The organism is Dehalococcoidia bacterium (genome assembly GCA_025060295.1).
GTDB lineage: Bacteria > Chloroflexota > Dehalococcoidia > Lucifugimonadales > HRBIN23 > HRBIN23.
On the sequence record JANXCH010000008.1, the window covers coordinates 24,951 to 38,492 of the forward strand.

Sequence of the window (13,542 nt, forward strand, 5' to 3'; positions counted from 1 at the left end):
GAGAGGAGCAATGACGACTTACCCCTTGCATAAGCTGGGCCTGCGCATCCCCATTCATTGCCGTGTCAATGGGGAGCCTCAAGTGCTCCTGGTCAAGCCTTGGCAGACCCTGTTGGAGGCCCTGCGGGATGAACTGGGCCTCACGGGAACGAAGGAGGGGTGTGGCAACGGCAACTGCGGGTGTTGCACCGTGCTCATGAACGGGAAGACGGTTACTTCCTGTCTGGTGTTGGCCCCCGAGGCGGAAGGGGCGGATATTGTAACGGTGGAGGGGCTGGCCCAGGGCAACCGCTTGGATCCTCTGCAAAAGGCCTTTATGGAATACGGGGCGTTGCAATGCGGGTTCTGCACCCCGGGGTTCCTGATGTCGGCCAAGTACCTCCTGCAGAAAATCCCTAACCCCACCGAGCACGATGTGCGCCTGGGCATTGCAGGTAACCTCTGTCGGTGCACGGGGTATGATAAAATCGTGCGGGCTATCCTGGCTGTGGCCCGCGGGGAGGTCAAAGCATGACGACCACCTATCGCTACATTGGTAAGCCCGTCCCCAAAGCCGACGCCCTGGAGCGCGTCACCGGCACTGCCCGCTACGGGGCCGACCTGAAACTGCCGGGGATGCTCTATGGCAAGGTGCTCCGCAGCCCCCATCCGCACGCCATCATTCGCCGCATTGACGCCTCCCGGGCCCTGGCCCTGGAGGGGGTGAAGGCGGTGGTAACCTCTGCCGACCTGCCCCCCCTGGAAGATGCCCGCGCTGCTTTCGGTGGGGAGCTGATGATTGACTTGGACCACCTGCGCCGCCTCACCATCGCCCACGACAAGGCCCTCTTTGAAGGCCACGCCATCGCTGCTGTGGCTGCCACTGCCCCCGAAATCGCCGAGGCGGCCCTGGAACTCATCCAGGTGGACTATGAGGTTTTGCCCGTAGTGGACACCGCCCTGGACGCCATGAAGCCTGACGCCCCCCTTTTGCATCCCAACTTGTATACCCGCACCCTGGGGGAGAAGCCCACCAAGCCGTCCAACATCGCCACCATCGTGGAGACGGGCTTCGGCGACCTGGAGAAGGCCTGGGCCGAGGCGGATGTGGTGGTGGAGCAGTCCTTTGAGACCCAGATGGTGCACCAGGGCTACCTGGAGCCCCAGGCGTGCGTCGCCTGGGTGGACGCCAACGGCAAGATCAATGTATGGACGACCACGCAGGGCACCTTCAACGCCCAACGGATGCTCTCCGCCCTGCTCAAGGTGCCTCTGCACCAGATCAATGTGATTCCTGCGGAGATCGGCGGAGGGTTTGGGGGGAAGATCTATGTCATCTTGGAGCCTCTGGCAATCCTGTTGAGTCGGAAGGCTGGCCGCCCCGTCAAGATGGTCATGGACCGGGCCGAAGTGTTCCGTGCCACCGGCCCCGGCTCGCCCGCCTATATCACCGTGAAGGCGGGGGCCAAAAAAGACGGGCGGCTCACAGGCCTCTACGGGAAGATCATTATGGATGCGGGGGCTTTCCCGGGTGCCCCTATTCAAGGGGCGACCTGGTGCATTTTCGCCCCCTATAAAGCCCCCGCCATGAAGGTAGAGGCCTACGATGTAGTTACCAACAAGCCGCGCGTGCAGGCCTACCGCGCCCCGGGGGGCACCGTGGTGGCCTTCGCCGCCGAGTCCGTCCTGGATATGCTGGCCGAGCGCCTGGGGATGGATCCCGTAGAGTTTCGCCTGCGCAATGTCGCCGAGGAGGGCGACCAGAATGTCACGGGACAGAAGTATGGGCGCATCGGGGCGAAGGCCGTCCTCGAGGCGGTGCAAAACCACCCCCACTGGAATACCCCCCTGCAGGGCAAGAACCGAGGGCGCGGTATGGCTATGGGGGCATGGATGGGGGCCATCCTCACCTCCTCCTCCCAGGTCATCGTGAATGTGGACGGCACGGTGAACATCGTTACGGGGCAGGTGGACCTCACCGGCACCCGCACCACCATGATGCAAATGGTGGCGGATATGCTCCAAATCCCCCTGGAGCAAGTGTCCATCCGCGTGGCGGATACCGACTCCGCCCCCTATACGGACCTGAGCGCGGGGAGCCGGTCGACCTTTACGCAAAGTGCGGCCCTGGCGCGTGCTTGCCAGAGCGTTATCGCCCAGATGAAGGCCCAGGCGGCGGAGGCTTTGAGTAAGCCCGACCGGCGCTTCACCGCCCAGGACATAGAGTACGCCGAGGGCAAGTTCTGGGTGCGAAGCGACCCCGAACTGGCCATGCCCTGGCGGCAGGTGGCGTCCCTCACCCGCACTCGGGGCACAGGCCCCATCGTGGGCACGGGCACTGTGACCCGCCTCCAGCCGGCTAACGAGTTCGCCGCCCAGGTGTGCGATGTGGAGGTAGATCCCGAGACGGGTAAGGTGAAGATCTTGCGCTTTACGGCCTTCCAGGATGCGGGCAAGGCCATCAATCCCGTTCAGGTGGAGGGGCAGATGCAGGGAGGGGCCGTCCAGGGCATTGGGTGGGGGCTGTTTGAGTACTACGCTTGGGATAAGGGCAAACTGCGCAACCCCACTCTCCTGGACTACCGGGAGCCGACGGCCCTAGACGTCCCCATGATTGACACCTGCATCGTAGAGGTGCCTGCCCCCGATGGGCCTTTGGGGGTGCGGGGCGTGGGAGAGCCCCCCATTGTGCCGGGGCCGGCGGCCCTGGCCAACGCCATCTACCGTGCCGTGGGGGTGCGCATGACCAAACTCCCCATGACCCCCGAGGCGGTGTTCTGGGCCATCCAGGAGAAGAAGCGGGCGCACCACCCCCAGCCCATCGCCGCCAACGGCGGCTCCGGGTAAGTAGGCGTTTGTGCCCCTGCGCAGGGGTATCTCCCTTACGGGGGCGGGATGACGCAAGCGCACCCATACCCGCTCGTCCTGCGGGGCGAGCGCACAGAGCCATTGAGCCGGTGGCTCTGGCTGGTGAAGTGGGTATTGGTTGTCCCACATATCGTAGTGTTGTTTGTCCTCTTCCTGGGGGGTGTGGTGGTGTGGGTGGTGGCCCTGGTGGCCATCCTCCTCACCGGGCGGTACCCCCGCCCCCTCTTTGACTACATGGTGGGCATCTTGCGTTGGGCATGGAGGGTGGGCTTCTATAGTTACCAGGCCTTGGGCACCGACCGCTATCCCCCCTTTACGCTGTCCCCGCGGGATGACTACCCCGCCGACCTGGGGGTCGTCTACCCGGAGCGCCTGAGCCGTGGGCTTGTGCTGGTGAAGTGGTGGCTCTTGGCCTTTCCCCATTACCTCATCTTGGAGATTTTTCAAGGGGGGACGGGCTATTGCTATGGAGGATTGCACTTGCCCCTGGTTCTTTTTGCGGCCATCGCCCTCCTGTTCACTGGCCGCTACCCGTTGGGCCTGTGGGAGTTTATCATGGGCATCAACCACTGGGCCTATCGGGTAGCGGGGTATGTACTCCTTCTGACTGACCGTTATCCTCCGTTTCGCCTGGGCAAGTAAGGGACGAAAGGAGCAAGATGCGCATCGCCGTGGTAGGTGCCGGAGCCATCGGGAGCTACCTGGGGGGCATGCTCGCCCGTGCAGGGTATGATGTTACCCTCGTGGACCAGTGGCCCGAGCATGTGGACGCCATGAAGCGCAACGGTCTGCGCATCACCACCCCAAACGCCCAGTATCAGGTCAAGGTAAAGGCCATTCATATTCACGAGCTGCAGAAGCAGGAGCCGTTTGATGTGGCTGTTCTTGCGGTCAAGTCCTATGACACCGCCTGGGCGTGCACCCTTATAGGGCCTTACCTGAAGCCGGAGGGGTATGTGGCCTCTGCCCAAAACAGCATCAACGAGGAGCGTATCGCCCACGTGGTGGGGTGGGGGCGCACGGTGGGCATCGTGGTTACAGTGGGGGCTGGCATGTATGAGCCGGGGCATGTCCAGCGCACCGATGATCCCGACCGTATCGGCTACAAGGTGGGGGAGGTGCATGGGCGCATTACCCCCCGCATCCAACGCCTGGCGGAGATGCTGTCGGTGGCAGCGAAGACGGCCATTACCACCAACCTGTGGGGCGAGCGCTGGGCCAAACTGGCCATCAACTGTATGGCGAACCCCATTGCCGGCATCACGGGTTTGGGGTCTGCCGCTGCGCGTCAGCACCCCGATACCCGACGCATCGCCATCCGTATCGCCGCTGAGGTGGTGCAGGTAGGGGAGGCCCTAGGCTATCACATTGAGCCTATCGGGAGCATCCCTCCCCAGGCGATGAAAGATGCCGCTCAAGGCAAGGGCCTGGAGGAGGTGGAACTGCGTCTTATGGAGGACGCCCAGCGCTCGCGGGAGGGCCGCCCCTCTTTGCTCCAGGACATTCTGAAGGGGCGCAAGACAGAGATTGATGACCTCAACGGGATGGTGGTGCGCTTGGGCCAACAGGTGGGGGTGCCCACGCCTTTCAACAGCGCCATCGTGCCCCTTGTGAAAGAGGTGGAGGCGGGCAGGCGCAAGCCCTCCCTGGAGAACATCGCCCCCCTCAAGGCGATGCTCTCCTGACACCCCTTAGGGCGTCTCCTCCAAGGCGGGAGTAAACACTTTGTCGGGGTGCCAGCGCCCCTTACTGCTGTCGTAGCGGGCCAGGGCCAAGAACTGCCCATCCAGGGTATACAGCCGACACATCTCGCCGTGCTGGGCCAGCAGAAGGCCCCGTCGCCCCAGGACGATGTCCTGCCCCTGAGCCACCATGCGGGCAGTGGCCGGCCCCAGGATGGCCGCCTTCAAATGGCGCACCAGGAAATCGGGGGGATACAGCAGGGCCTTCCACGTGCCATCGGCCACCGCTTGGGCGAAGGTGTCCAGGCTCACCGCCTCCTCCACCCGGAAGGGGCCCGCCTGCAGGCGCTCCAACGCCTGCAAGGCACCGCCGCATCCCAAGGCCTGGCCGATATCGTGGGCCAGGGAGCGGATGTACACTCCCCGACCGCACTCAATCTCTATCGTACAGGTCGGGGGTGTCCACGACAGGAGGGTTAGGCGATACACCCGCACCCGACGGGGCTTCGGGTGCACCTCCTCGCCCCGGCGCGCCTTGTGATAGAGAGGCTCGCCCTCCTGCTTCAGGGCGCTGTAGGCGGGGGGCACTTGGATGATGGTGCCCGTGAAGCGGGCCAGCACCGCCTCCACCTGCTCCCGGGTGATGGGGGAGGGGTCGGAGGTGGCCAGCACTGTGCCCGTAACATCGTAGGTGTCAGTGGTGATGCCCAGGCGGACCACGCCCCTATAGACCTTACGCCCCTCAATCAGAATGTCCATCAGGCGGGACGCTTGCCCAAACAGAATGGGCAACACCCCCGTGGCCAAGGGGTCTAGGGTGCCCCCGTGCCCTAGGGAGCGCTCCCGTGTCAAGCGCTTGACCCGCCGCACGGCGTCCATGGAGGTCATGCCCGAGGGCTTGAGGAGGTTGAGGAAGCCGTGAACGCCCACGGGCTACTCCATCGGCGAGGTCTTGCGCTCGGTGGACAGTTGATGGAGTAGATCCAGCACCCGCCCCGCCTTCTCCAACGAGGTGTCAGGAGTGAAGTGCAGTTCGGGGATGCGGCGCAGGGTGAGGCGGTGGGACAGTTCCCGACGCAAGAAACCCGCCGCCGACGCCAACGCCCGCTGGGTGGACTCCCACTCCTCGGGGGTGCCCAGGACGCTGAAGAACACCCGCGCATGGGCCAAATCCTCCGACACCGCTACCCGGGTGATGGTAACCAGGCCGGCTAAGCGGGGGTCTTTGACTTCCCGCAGGAGGGCGCTAATCTCCTCTTGGAGGAGGTCGTTAAGGCGGTCCAGGCGACGGCCCATAGGGGCCTCCTAGCCGGTGGGGGGCTTGACCCTTTCTTTGCGGAATACCTCCAGGATATCCCCTTCCTGGAAGTCGATGAACCCTTCAATCCCCACCCCGCATTCAAAGCCCTGGGCCACTTCCCGCACATCCTCTTTGACCCGGCGCAGGCTGGTGACCTGGCCTTCATAGACCACCTTCCCGCCCCGCAGGACGCGCACCCCCGCCCCCCGCACCACTTTCCCATCGGTGACCAGGCATCCCGCCACCTTGCCCTTCTTGCCTACTGGGAACACGGCCTTCACCTGGGCGTGGCCCTCCACCACCTCCCGCTCCTCGGGCACTGTCAGGCCCACCAGGGCCCGCCGCACATCCTCCACCAGGTCGTAGATAATGTCGTAGGTGCGAATTTGCACCCCCTCCTTGTCGGCCAGACGGCGCGCCCCGGGCTCCACGCGAGTGGTGAAGCCGATGATAATGGCACGGGAGGCCATAGCCAGCAGCACATCGCTCTCGGTGATGGTGCCCGCCATGCTGTGGATGAGTTTGATCTTGGCCTTTTCCGACTGCACCTTTTCCAGGGCGGTCTTGACGGCCTCCACGCTCCCCTGCACATCGCACTTCAAAATAAGGGGGAGTTCCTTCACCTCGCCGGCTTGGATCTGTCGGGTGAGGTCCTCCAATGTGAGGGGGCGGGCCGAGGCCTTTTGGGCGGCCAGTTGGCGCTGGCGGGCTTCCACAATCTCTTTGGCCGTTTTCTCGTCGGGAACAGCGATGAGGGTGTCGCCCGCTTGGGGCAAAGAGTCCAGCCCCAAAACCTCAACGGGCATGGCGGGCTCGGCCTTGCGGGTGCGTCGGCCCGTATCGGTGAGAAGGGCTTTGACCCGCCCCCAGGTATCGCCCACCACCACATTGTCGCCCACGTGCAGGGTGCCTGTCTGGACTAGGACGGTGGCCACAGGGCCTTTACTCTTATCCACCTTAGCCTCTATGACCACGCCCACGGCGGGGCGATGGGGGTTGGCCTTCAGTTCCCGCATCTCGGCTACCAGCAAGAGGGTCTCCAAGAGGTCGTCGATGCCCTTGCGCATCTTGGCCGAAATGGGCACCATAATAGTATCCCCGCCCCACTCCTCAGGGATGAGGCCCAGTTCGGCCAACTGGCGCTTCACCCGCTCGGGGTCTGCGCCGGGCTTATCTATCTTGTTGATGGCCACCACAATGGGGACGTTGGCCGCACGGGCGTGGTTGAGGGCCTCCACGGTTTGGGGCATGACCCCATCGTCGGCCGCCACCACGAGCACAGCGATGTCAGTTACTTGGGCACCCCGGGCGCGCATCGCGGTGAAAGCCTCGTGGCCGGGGGTGTCCAGGAAGGTTATTTTGTGGCCCTTGTATTCAATCTGGTAGGCGCCAATGTGCTGGGTGATGCCCCCGACCTCTTGGGCGGCCACATTGGTCTGGCGGATGGCGTCCAGAAGGGTGGTCTTTCCGTGGTCCACATGCCCCAAGATAGTGATCACCGGGGGGCGGGGACGCAACAGGGAGGGGTCTTCCCCTTCGGGGGCTAGTTGCTTGAGGATTTGCTCCAGGTTGCGGACGGGCTCTTCTTTTTTGCGTGCCTCAAAGCCGAAGTCGGCAGCCACGATGGCGGCAGTGTCGAAGTCTACCGCCTGGTTGATGGTGGCCATGATGCCGTTGCGCATCAGATGTTTGATGATGTCTATGGGGCTGGCACCCAGCGCCTCGGCCAGTTGGCGCACGGTGATGACGGGGGGTAGTTCCACACTTTTGAGGCGCTGGGGGGGTGCCCCGGGAGGGGCGGGGGACGCCCTGTGGGGTACGGTCATGTTAGGCCTCCTTCGTCTGGACGGGGGTGGGCGTCAGGTGGGTGGTGGCGTAGGCCCGCAGGGCCTCGCGCGCCGGAGGGGGGATAGGCCCCCGTAGGGCGTGCTCGAGGCGCCCCCGCTTGAGGGCGATATCCCAACAGGAAGGGGTAGGGCACAAGTAGGTGCCCCGCCCTGGGCGTTTACGAGTGGGGTCCACAGCCACTTCCCCGTTCGCCAGACGGACGATGCGCACCAGCTCCCCTTTCGGGCGCTTGGCTCCGCACCCGGCGCAGGTGCGCTGGGGAATGGGGCGGGGGCGCACTGGGCTGGTTTTGGCCATACCTTACAGCCCCTCCAGGTCCTCATCCATCTCTTCGGTGAAGCGGATGCGTTTGCCCTTCTTCCCCTTGCGCTCCTTGCCCCGGACCTCCCGTTCCACCTCCCGCTTCGGGAGGACATCTTCGGCGAAACGGATGCCGGACGGCTGTAACGAGATGCGCGCCAGGGACCAGATGTCTTCCTTGGGTTGCTCGGGGGCAACCTCTTCGTGGGCGGGTGTGGGGACAGGGGCGGGCGCCGGCGGTTGGGGCGCCTGGGCAGCGGCAGGCAGAGGCACCTCAGGGGTGGGTAAAGGTGCTTCAGGCACAGCCTCGGGAGGACGGGGCACGGGCGCGGGAGCAGGCGGGGGCGGCGGGGGCGGTGGGGGCGCTTCCGCCAAGGCCGGCTCTGGCGCCTGGGCCTGCTGGGTCTCGTACTCGGTAAGGCTGATGATCTCGATGTGCCACCCCGTCAGACGGGCCGCCAAGCGGGCGTTCTGGCCATCCTTGCCGATGGCCAGGGACAGCTGCTTGTCGGGGACGACCACTGTGGCCCGCTTGGTGCCCTCCCGTGTGAGCACCTTGATCACCTGTGCGGGGCTCAGGGCATTGGCGATGAAAACGGCGGGGTCCCGGTGCCACTGGATAACATCCACCTTTTCGCCCTGCAGCTCCTTCATGATGCTCTGGATGCGGAAGCCCTTGAGGCCCACGCAGGTGCCCACGGGGTCGATGCGCTCCTGCCGTGCCACCACCGCCACCTTGGAGCGCGAGCCCGGTTCCCGGGCAATGGCGCGGATCTCCACTGTCCCGTTGGCGATTTCGGGGATGTCGCGCTCAAAGAGGCGCTTCAGCAGGCCGGGATGGGCACGGGACACGATGAGGTCGTAGCCTCTATTGCCCTTCTCCGGCCCGCCTGCTTTGAGCAAGTAGACCTGAAGGGTCTGGCCGGGGTAGTACCGCTCCGTGGGCACCTGCTCCTCTTTGGGGAGCAGGGCTTCCACGGAGGTATCCACCCGCAGGATCCAGTTTCCCCCCTCCTCCCGTTCCACACGGGCGGGGAGGATTTCGCCCACTTTGCTGGCGAACTGGGCGACGATTTGCTCCCGTTCGGCGTCCCGCAGGCGCTGAAGGAGTACCTGCTTGAAGGTCTGGGCGGGGATGCGCCCCGGCGAGACGGCCTGGGTCTCTATCTCCAGTACATCCCCCACTTTGGCGGCGGGATTGCGGCTGCGCGCCTCAAGGAGGGAGATTTCCTTCTTGGAGTCGGTAACTTTCTCCACGACGGTCTGCTGGGTGTAGACCTTCACATCCCCGGTGAGGGGGTTGAGGCGCACGGTGATGTTGCGCCCCTCCACAGCGGGGTCTTTGCGGAAGGCCGCGACGAGGGCTGCCTCGATGGCGGCAATGACCTTCTCCCTCGGCAGGTTGCGTTCTGCCGAGAGTTGGGTAACGGCCAGCAGGAAGTCGCTTTTCATGCTCCCACCCTCACGCGGCGCCCGCGGTAACAAAAGAGTGGGTTTCAGCCCACTCCTTCCCACCCTATACTATACCATCGGAGGGGATCCGACGCAAGGTGCGGGGGATGCCCGCCCCTAAAGGGTTGTCCCCGGAAAGGAGGCGCTGTGCCCTATTCCACGCTGGAGATAGAGATGGGTGCGGGCTGGGCAATGGTGGCCCTTAATCGCCCCGAGCGTTTGAATGCCATCACCCCCGAGATGCAAACTGAACTGGAGCAGGCTCTGATGGAGCTGCGCGCCCAAGAGGTGCGCGCCCTGATTGTCACGGGGCGGGGACGGGGGTTCTGTTCGGGGGCAGATGTGTCGGGTCTGGCGGGGGCGCGGGGTGAAGGGGCGTCGGCTCTGGCAGGAGGGCCAGCGGGCCGATTGCGTCGACCCCTCGGCTGGCCCACGGGCCTCCTGTTTCGCTTTGGGCGTCCCACGATAGCCGCTGTGAACGGCGTGGCAGCGGGGGCGGGCCTCTCCCTGGCTTTGGCCTGCGACATCCGCCTGGCGGCCGAGAGCGCCCGCTTCTCCGCCATCTTTGTCCGCCGCGGGCTGATGCCGGACTACGGATGCACCTGGCTTTTGCCTCGGTTGATCGGCCCCTCGCGCGCCTACGACATGATGTACACGGGGCGGATGGTCTCGGCCCAGGAGGCGGAGCGGTGGGGTCTGGTCAGCAAGGTGGTGCCCGACGATCGCCTGCTGGAGGAGGCCAAGGCTTTGGCTTCGGAACTGGCCAAAGGCCCCCCCTTGGCCTTGGAGGCCATCAAGGCGGCGGTGCAACGGTCGTTGGAGACCCCGCGCCTGGAGGAGCACCTCCTGGTCGAGGCGTACGGGCAAAGCGTCCTGATGCAAACCGAGGACCACCAGGAGGGGGTGCGTGCCTTCCTGGAGAAGCGGGAGGCCCAGTTTAAGGGGCGCTAGACGGCCCCCTCCCGCTGAGAGCGCTGGGCCACGGCACGACGAATAAACTCCACAATGTCCTTCGTGGAGGATCCCGGCCCGAACACCTCGGCGACGCCCATGCTCTTGAGGGCGACCTTGTCCTCCTCGGGGATGATGCCCCCTACCACGACGACCACATCTCCCATGCCCCGTTCCCGCAGGCCTTGCAGAATGGGCGGTATCAGTTCCATATGGGCACCCGACAGGATGCTCAAGCCCACTACATCCACATCCTCTTGCAAGGCGGCTTCCACGATCATCTGGGGAGTTTGGCGGATGCCGGTGTAGATGACCTCCATGCCGGCGTCCCGCAGGGCGCGGGCCACCACTTTGGCCCCCCGGTCGTGGCCGTCCAGGCCGGGCTTGGCCACCAGCACACGGATGGGAGGCGCCTGCACCATAGTCCCTCACCTCCTCACCCTTGCTGGACTAATTCTATCAAAACGCCTCGGGTGGATTTCGGATGCAGGAAGGCGATACGCCCCGCGAGACCATGGCGGGGCTCCGTGTCTATAAGGGTCAGCCCTTGGGCGGCCAGGCGCTGCAAGGCCCCGGAGAGGTCGTCCACCACGAAGGCGATGTGATGGAGGGCTTCTCCCCGCTGGGCGACGAAGCGCCCCACCCCCGTGTGGGGGTCGGTGGGCTGAATCAGTTCCAAGCGTGTTCCCCCTTGCAAGGGGATGAGACATCCCAAGACCTTCTGGTCGGGCACCTCCTCTACCGTTACGGTGGTGGGCAGGCCAAAGACCTGCTGGTAAAAGCGCAGGGCGGCGTAGATATCGGGGGTGGCGATAGCGATGTGGTCCAGAGAGCGGGCGACGCAAGGGGTGGTCATAAGCGCCTCCTCAGAGGGGGATGTGGAAGGCCCCGTCGGGCACCCGAAGTCTTACAGGTCGGGCACACCTCCGCACGCCATCTCTTCGTGGCGGGCGACGCTCTGCACATGTAACTTTACCCCATAGAAACGCGGTGGGGATTGTGGGCCACAACGCTTGTTGGGTGAAGGGAGGGGGCCAACAGTTCTGTAACGGGAAAGCCGACGCAGTCCCACCGGTGGGCTCGTGAGGGGGGTGTCTGCCCCGTGCGGGGGCGACCGCTTTGACTGCTTGAGCCGTTGCCCTTGCAGAAACTCCCCCACCTGGCTTGTCCCCCTTGTCCCGATCCGGGGGAGTGTTGTTTACATAGTGGCGGGGGTTGTCCCCTGGCATCTTGTTTCTGGAAAGGCTGGAGCAGCGCTCTACCGCCCGAGCAGGTGGCGGGCGATGATGAGGCGTTGCACTTCGCTGGTGCCTTCGTAGATGGTCAACACCCGGGCATCCCGATATAGGCGCTCCGCCAGCGCTGGGCTGAAGTAGCCGTAACCCCCGTGCAGCTGCACCGCCCGGTCGGCACACCACACCGCCGTCTCCGACGCCATCCACTTGGCCATGGACGCCTCTTTAATGAAGGGCTGGCCCGCGTCGTGGAGCATGGCTGCCTGGAGCGTCAGGAGCCGGCTGGCCTCCACCCGTGTCGCCATCTCCGCCAGGGTGAACTGGGTGTGTTGGAAGTCGGCGAGGCGCTGACCGAACACCATCCTCTGCTGTACATAACTAGTGGCTACATCCAGCGCCGCCTGGGCGATGCCGACACACTGGGCGGCCACCGAGATGCGGGAGGCGTCCAGTATCTGCATGGCGACTTTGAAGCCCTGCCCCTCGGGCCCGAGGCGGTGGCTTTCAGGGACCCAGACCTCGTCCAAGTGCACCATCCCCGTGTCCGAGGCGCGCATGCCCATCTTACCGTGCAAAGGCGTGGTGGAGAGGCCCTTGGGGCGACCGTCTATAAGGAAGCAGGAGATGCCCTTGGCCCGTTTGGTGCGGTCGTGGGTGGCGAACACAATGAACACATCGGCGACGGTGGCGTTGGTGATGAAGGTTTTCGTGCCCGTGAGCACGTAGCCCCCGTCTCGCCAGGTGGCGGAGGTCTGCAGGCCGGCGGCGTCGCTCCCTCCGCTGGGCTCTGTGAGGCAGAAGGCTCCGATACGCTCGCTCTTGAGCATCGGGGGCAAAAGACGCGCCTTCTGCTCCTCGGTGGCGAAGCGCTGAATCACCTGCATGGCCAGGGAGAGGTGGGCCAGATAGGTAACGCTGGTGGCGGCGCAGGCGCGGGCGATTTCCTCTATGGCTACCACAAGAGCCTTAGTGGTTCCCCCGGAGCCGCCGTATTGGGGGTCAATGGTCAGCCCCGTGAGGCCCAGGGTAGCCAGGGCGCGCATGTTCTCCCAGGGGAACTGGGGGTGGGCATCCAGGTGAGCGGCCTTGGGAGCCAGTTCCTTTTCGGCGAACTCCCGCACGGTTGTGCGCAGGAGGCGCTCCTCTTCCGTGAGCAGGATGTCGGGCATGGCTTCCTCCTATGGGTGTGCGGTTGTGAGCGCAGGGCGGGAGGGGTCTCCCTGGTCAGCACAGGGGCGCGGGGGAGCCCATCCCAGTTCCTGCAGGCGTTGGGCGGCCCGCTGATAGTAGGTGGCGTCCTGCTCCACCCCGAGGCAGTGGCGTCCCATCTTCCAGCATACCGCAGGGACGGTGCCCACGCCCATAAAGGGGTCCAACACCCAATAGCCGGGCTGGCTGTGGCGATGCAGGAGGCGGGCGATGAGGTACTCGGGCTTTTGGGTGGGGTGGCCCCAGCGGGCGCGCTCGGCCCCCATGCAACTGGGGCCGCGGATGTAGTTATGGGCGGCGAAGCCTTTTTGGGTCTCCCATTTGCGGAAGAAGGGGCGTCCCTTGACGGCGTAGATGATGGCCTCGCAGGCGCTCTTGTAGGTGGGGACATGCACCACCCCATTGGTCTTGTGCCACACGATGGTGGTCTTGTAGGTGCATCCCAAGGCGGTCAGCACATCCTCATAGTCCCCGATGCGCTCAAAGGGGGAGAAGATGAGAAGGGCAGAGTCCTTCTTGAGCAAGCGGGTAACGACAGGCTCCAGCCACGAATAGTCGGTGTTCTCCACGGCGTCCCAGGGGCCGAAGTCGCGGTTCTGGTGCTTCTGCCAGGGGAGGGCGAAGTAGGACTTGCGGGGGGAGTTATACGGAGGGTCGGTCAGGAGCAGGTCAAACTGCATATCCAGGTGCAGAAGGACATCGGGGGTGCGGCCGTAGA

General features: G+C 64.7%; 14 protein-coding genes. 5 read left to right on the forward strand and 9 right to left on the reverse strand.

Annotated elements, in window-relative coordinates; all coding sequences use genetic code 11:
• The first annotated feature begins 10 nt into the window (after positions 1 to 10).
• From NZ951_04310 to NZ951_04325, 4 genes are read left to right on the forward strand one after another with little or no spacing between them, the layout of a single operon-like run.
• The gene (locus tag NZ951_04310) at positions 11 to 514 is read left to right on the forward strand and encodes a (2Fe-2S)-binding protein (GenBank protein ID MCS7207145.1); all 504 of its coding nucleotides are present in this window, start codon (positions 11 to 13) and stop codon (positions 512 to 514) included.
• Positions 511 to 2,826 (forward strand): xanthine dehydrogenase family protein molybdopterin-binding subunit, encoded by a 2,316-nt coding sequence (locus NZ951_04315; GenBank protein ID MCS7207146.1) that lies wholly within the window; start codon positions 511 to 513, stop codon positions 2,824 to 2,826. Before NZ951_04310 ends, NZ951_04315 begins: the two co-directional genes overlap by 4 nt.
• 48 nt (positions 2,827 to 2,874) lie before the next feature.
• A complete protein-coding gene (locus NZ951_04320) occupies positions 2,875 to 3,489 on the forward strand; it encodes a DUF4389 domain-containing protein (protein ID MCS7207147.1) in 615 nt (204 codons plus the stop codon).
• A gap of 17 nt (positions 3,490 to 3,506) precedes the next feature.
• Complete coding sequence (locus tag NZ951_04325; protein MCS7207148.1) at positions 3,507 to 4,532, forward strand: 2-dehydropantoate 2-reductase; 1,026 nt, start codon at positions 3,507 to 3,509, stop codon at positions 4,530 to 4,532.
• A 6-nt stretch (positions 4,533 to 4,538) separates the two neighbouring features.
• On the opposite strand, the gene truB is transcribed toward NZ951_04325, so the two are convergent.
• From truB to nusA, 5 genes are read right to left on the reverse strand one after another with little or no spacing between them, the layout of a single operon-like run.
• Positions 4,539 to 5,459: a tRNA pseudouridine(55) synthase TruB gene (gene truB / locus NZ951_04330; GenBank protein ID MCS7207149.1), complete on the reverse strand. Its 921-nt coding sequence runs from the start codon at positions 5,457 to 5,459 to the stop codon at positions 4,539 to 4,541.
• Between the two features lie 3 nt (positions 5,460 to 5,462).
• A complete protein-coding gene (gene rbfA, locus NZ951_04335) occupies positions 5,463 to 5,825 on the reverse strand; it encodes a 30S ribosome-binding factor RbfA (protein MCS7207150.1) in 363 nt (120 codons plus the stop codon).
• A 9-nt stretch (positions 5,826 to 5,834) separates the two neighbouring features.
• Positions 5,835 to 7,655 carry a translation initiation factor IF-2 gene (gene infB, locus NZ951_04340; GenBank protein ID MCS7207151.1) on the reverse strand — a complete coding sequence of 607 codons (1,821 nt, stop codon included), beginning with the start codon at positions 7,653 to 7,655 and terminating at the stop codon, positions 5,835 to 5,837.
• Between the two features lies 1 nt (position 7,656).
• Positions 7,657 to 7,974 carry a YlxR family protein gene (locus tag NZ951_04345; protein MCS7207152.1) on the reverse strand — a complete coding sequence of 106 codons (318 nt, stop codon included), beginning with the start codon at positions 7,972 to 7,974 and terminating at the stop codon, positions 7,657 to 7,659.
• Positions 7,975 to 7,977: 3 nt separating this feature from the next.
• Complete coding sequence (nusA, locus tag NZ951_04350; protein MCS7207153.1) at positions 7,978 to 9,429, reverse strand: transcription termination factor NusA; 1,452 nt, start codon at positions 9,427 to 9,429, stop codon at positions 7,978 to 7,980.
• Between the two features lie 147 nt (positions 9,430 to 9,576).
• Here nusA and NZ951_04355 point away from each other — a divergent pair, with 147 nt between their 5' ends.
• Positions 9,577 to 10,380, forward strand: a complete 804-nt coding sequence (locus NZ951_04355; protein MCS7207154.1) for an enoyl-CoA hydratase-related protein — start codon at positions 9,577 to 9,579, stop codon at positions 10,378 to 10,380.
• On the opposite strand, the gene NZ951_04360 is transcribed toward NZ951_04355, so the two are convergent.
• The 4 genes from NZ951_04360 to NZ951_04375 form a co-directional block, all read right to left on the reverse strand.
• Positions 10,377 to 10,802, reverse strand: coding sequence for a cobalamin B12-binding domain-containing protein (locus NZ951_04360; protein MCS7207155.1), 426 nt, complete (start codon positions 10,800 to 10,802; stop codon positions 10,377 to 10,379). The genes NZ951_04355 and NZ951_04360 overlap by 4 nt on opposite strands.
• A gap of 14 nt (positions 10,803 to 10,816) precedes the next feature.
• Complete coding sequence (gene mce / locus NZ951_04365) at positions 10,817 to 11,236, reverse strand: methylmalonyl-CoA epimerase (protein ID MCS7207156.1); 420 nt, start codon at positions 11,234 to 11,236, stop codon at positions 10,817 to 10,819.
• 402 nt (positions 11,237 to 11,638) lie between these two features.
• Positions 11,639 to 12,784: an acyl-CoA dehydrogenase family protein gene (locus NZ951_04370; protein MCS7207157.1), complete on the reverse strand. Its 1,146-nt coding sequence runs from the start codon at positions 12,782 to 12,784 to the stop codon at positions 11,639 to 11,641.
• A 9-nt stretch (positions 12,785 to 12,793) separates the two neighbouring features.
• Positions 12,794 to 13,542 (reverse strand): site-specific DNA-methyltransferase (locus NZ951_04375; GenBank protein ID MCS7207158.1); only part of this gene is annotated, 749 nt, incomplete at its 5' end.

What these genes read in the sequence shown, in the direction of transcription:
- rbfA (MCS7207150.1), bottom strand. Translation starts at nt 5,825, where the DNA reads ATGGGCCGTCGCCTGGACCGCCTTAACGACCTCCTCCAAGAGGAGATT.
- nusA (MCS7207153.1), bottom strand. Translation starts at nt 9,429, where the DNA reads ATGAAAAGCGACTTCCTGCTGGCCGTTACCCAACTCTCGGCAGAACGC.
- NZ951_04325 (MCS7207148.1), top strand. Translation starts at nt 3,507, where the DNA reads ATGCGCATCGCCGTGGTAGGTGCCGGAGCCATCGGGAGCTACCTGGGG.
- NZ951_04345 (MCS7207152.1), bottom strand. Translation starts at nt 7,974, where the DNA reads ATGGCCAAAACCAGCCCAGTGCGCCCCCGCCCCATTCCCCAGCGCACC.
- NZ951_04370 (MCS7207157.1), bottom strand. Translation starts at nt 12,784, where the DNA reads ATGCCCGACATCCTGCTCACGGAAGAGGAGCGCCTCCTGCGCACAACC.
- NZ951_04315 (MCS7207146.1), top strand. Translation starts at nt 511, where the DNA reads ATGACGACCACCTATCGCTACATTGGTAAGCCCGTCCCCAAAGCCGAC.
- mce (MCS7207156.1), bottom strand. Translation starts at nt 11,236, where the DNA reads ATGACCACCCCTTGCGTCGCCCGCTCTCTGGACCACATCGCTATCGCC.
- NZ951_04320 (MCS7207147.1), top strand. Translation starts at nt 2,875, where the DNA reads ATGACGCAAGCGCACCCATACCCGCTCGTCCTGCGGGGCGAGCGCACA.
- infB (MCS7207151.1), bottom strand. Translation starts at nt 7,655, where the DNA reads ATGACCGTACCCCACAGGGCGTCCCCCGCCCCTCCCGGGGCACCCCCC.
- NZ951_04310 (MCS7207145.1), top strand. Translation starts at nt 11, where the DNA reads ATGACGACTTACCCCTTGCATAAGCTGGGCCTGCGCATCCCCATTCAT.
- NZ951_04360 (MCS7207155.1), bottom strand. Translation starts at nt 10,802, where the DNA reads ATGGTGCAGGCGCCTCCCATCCGTGTGCTGGTGGCCAAGCCCGGCCTG.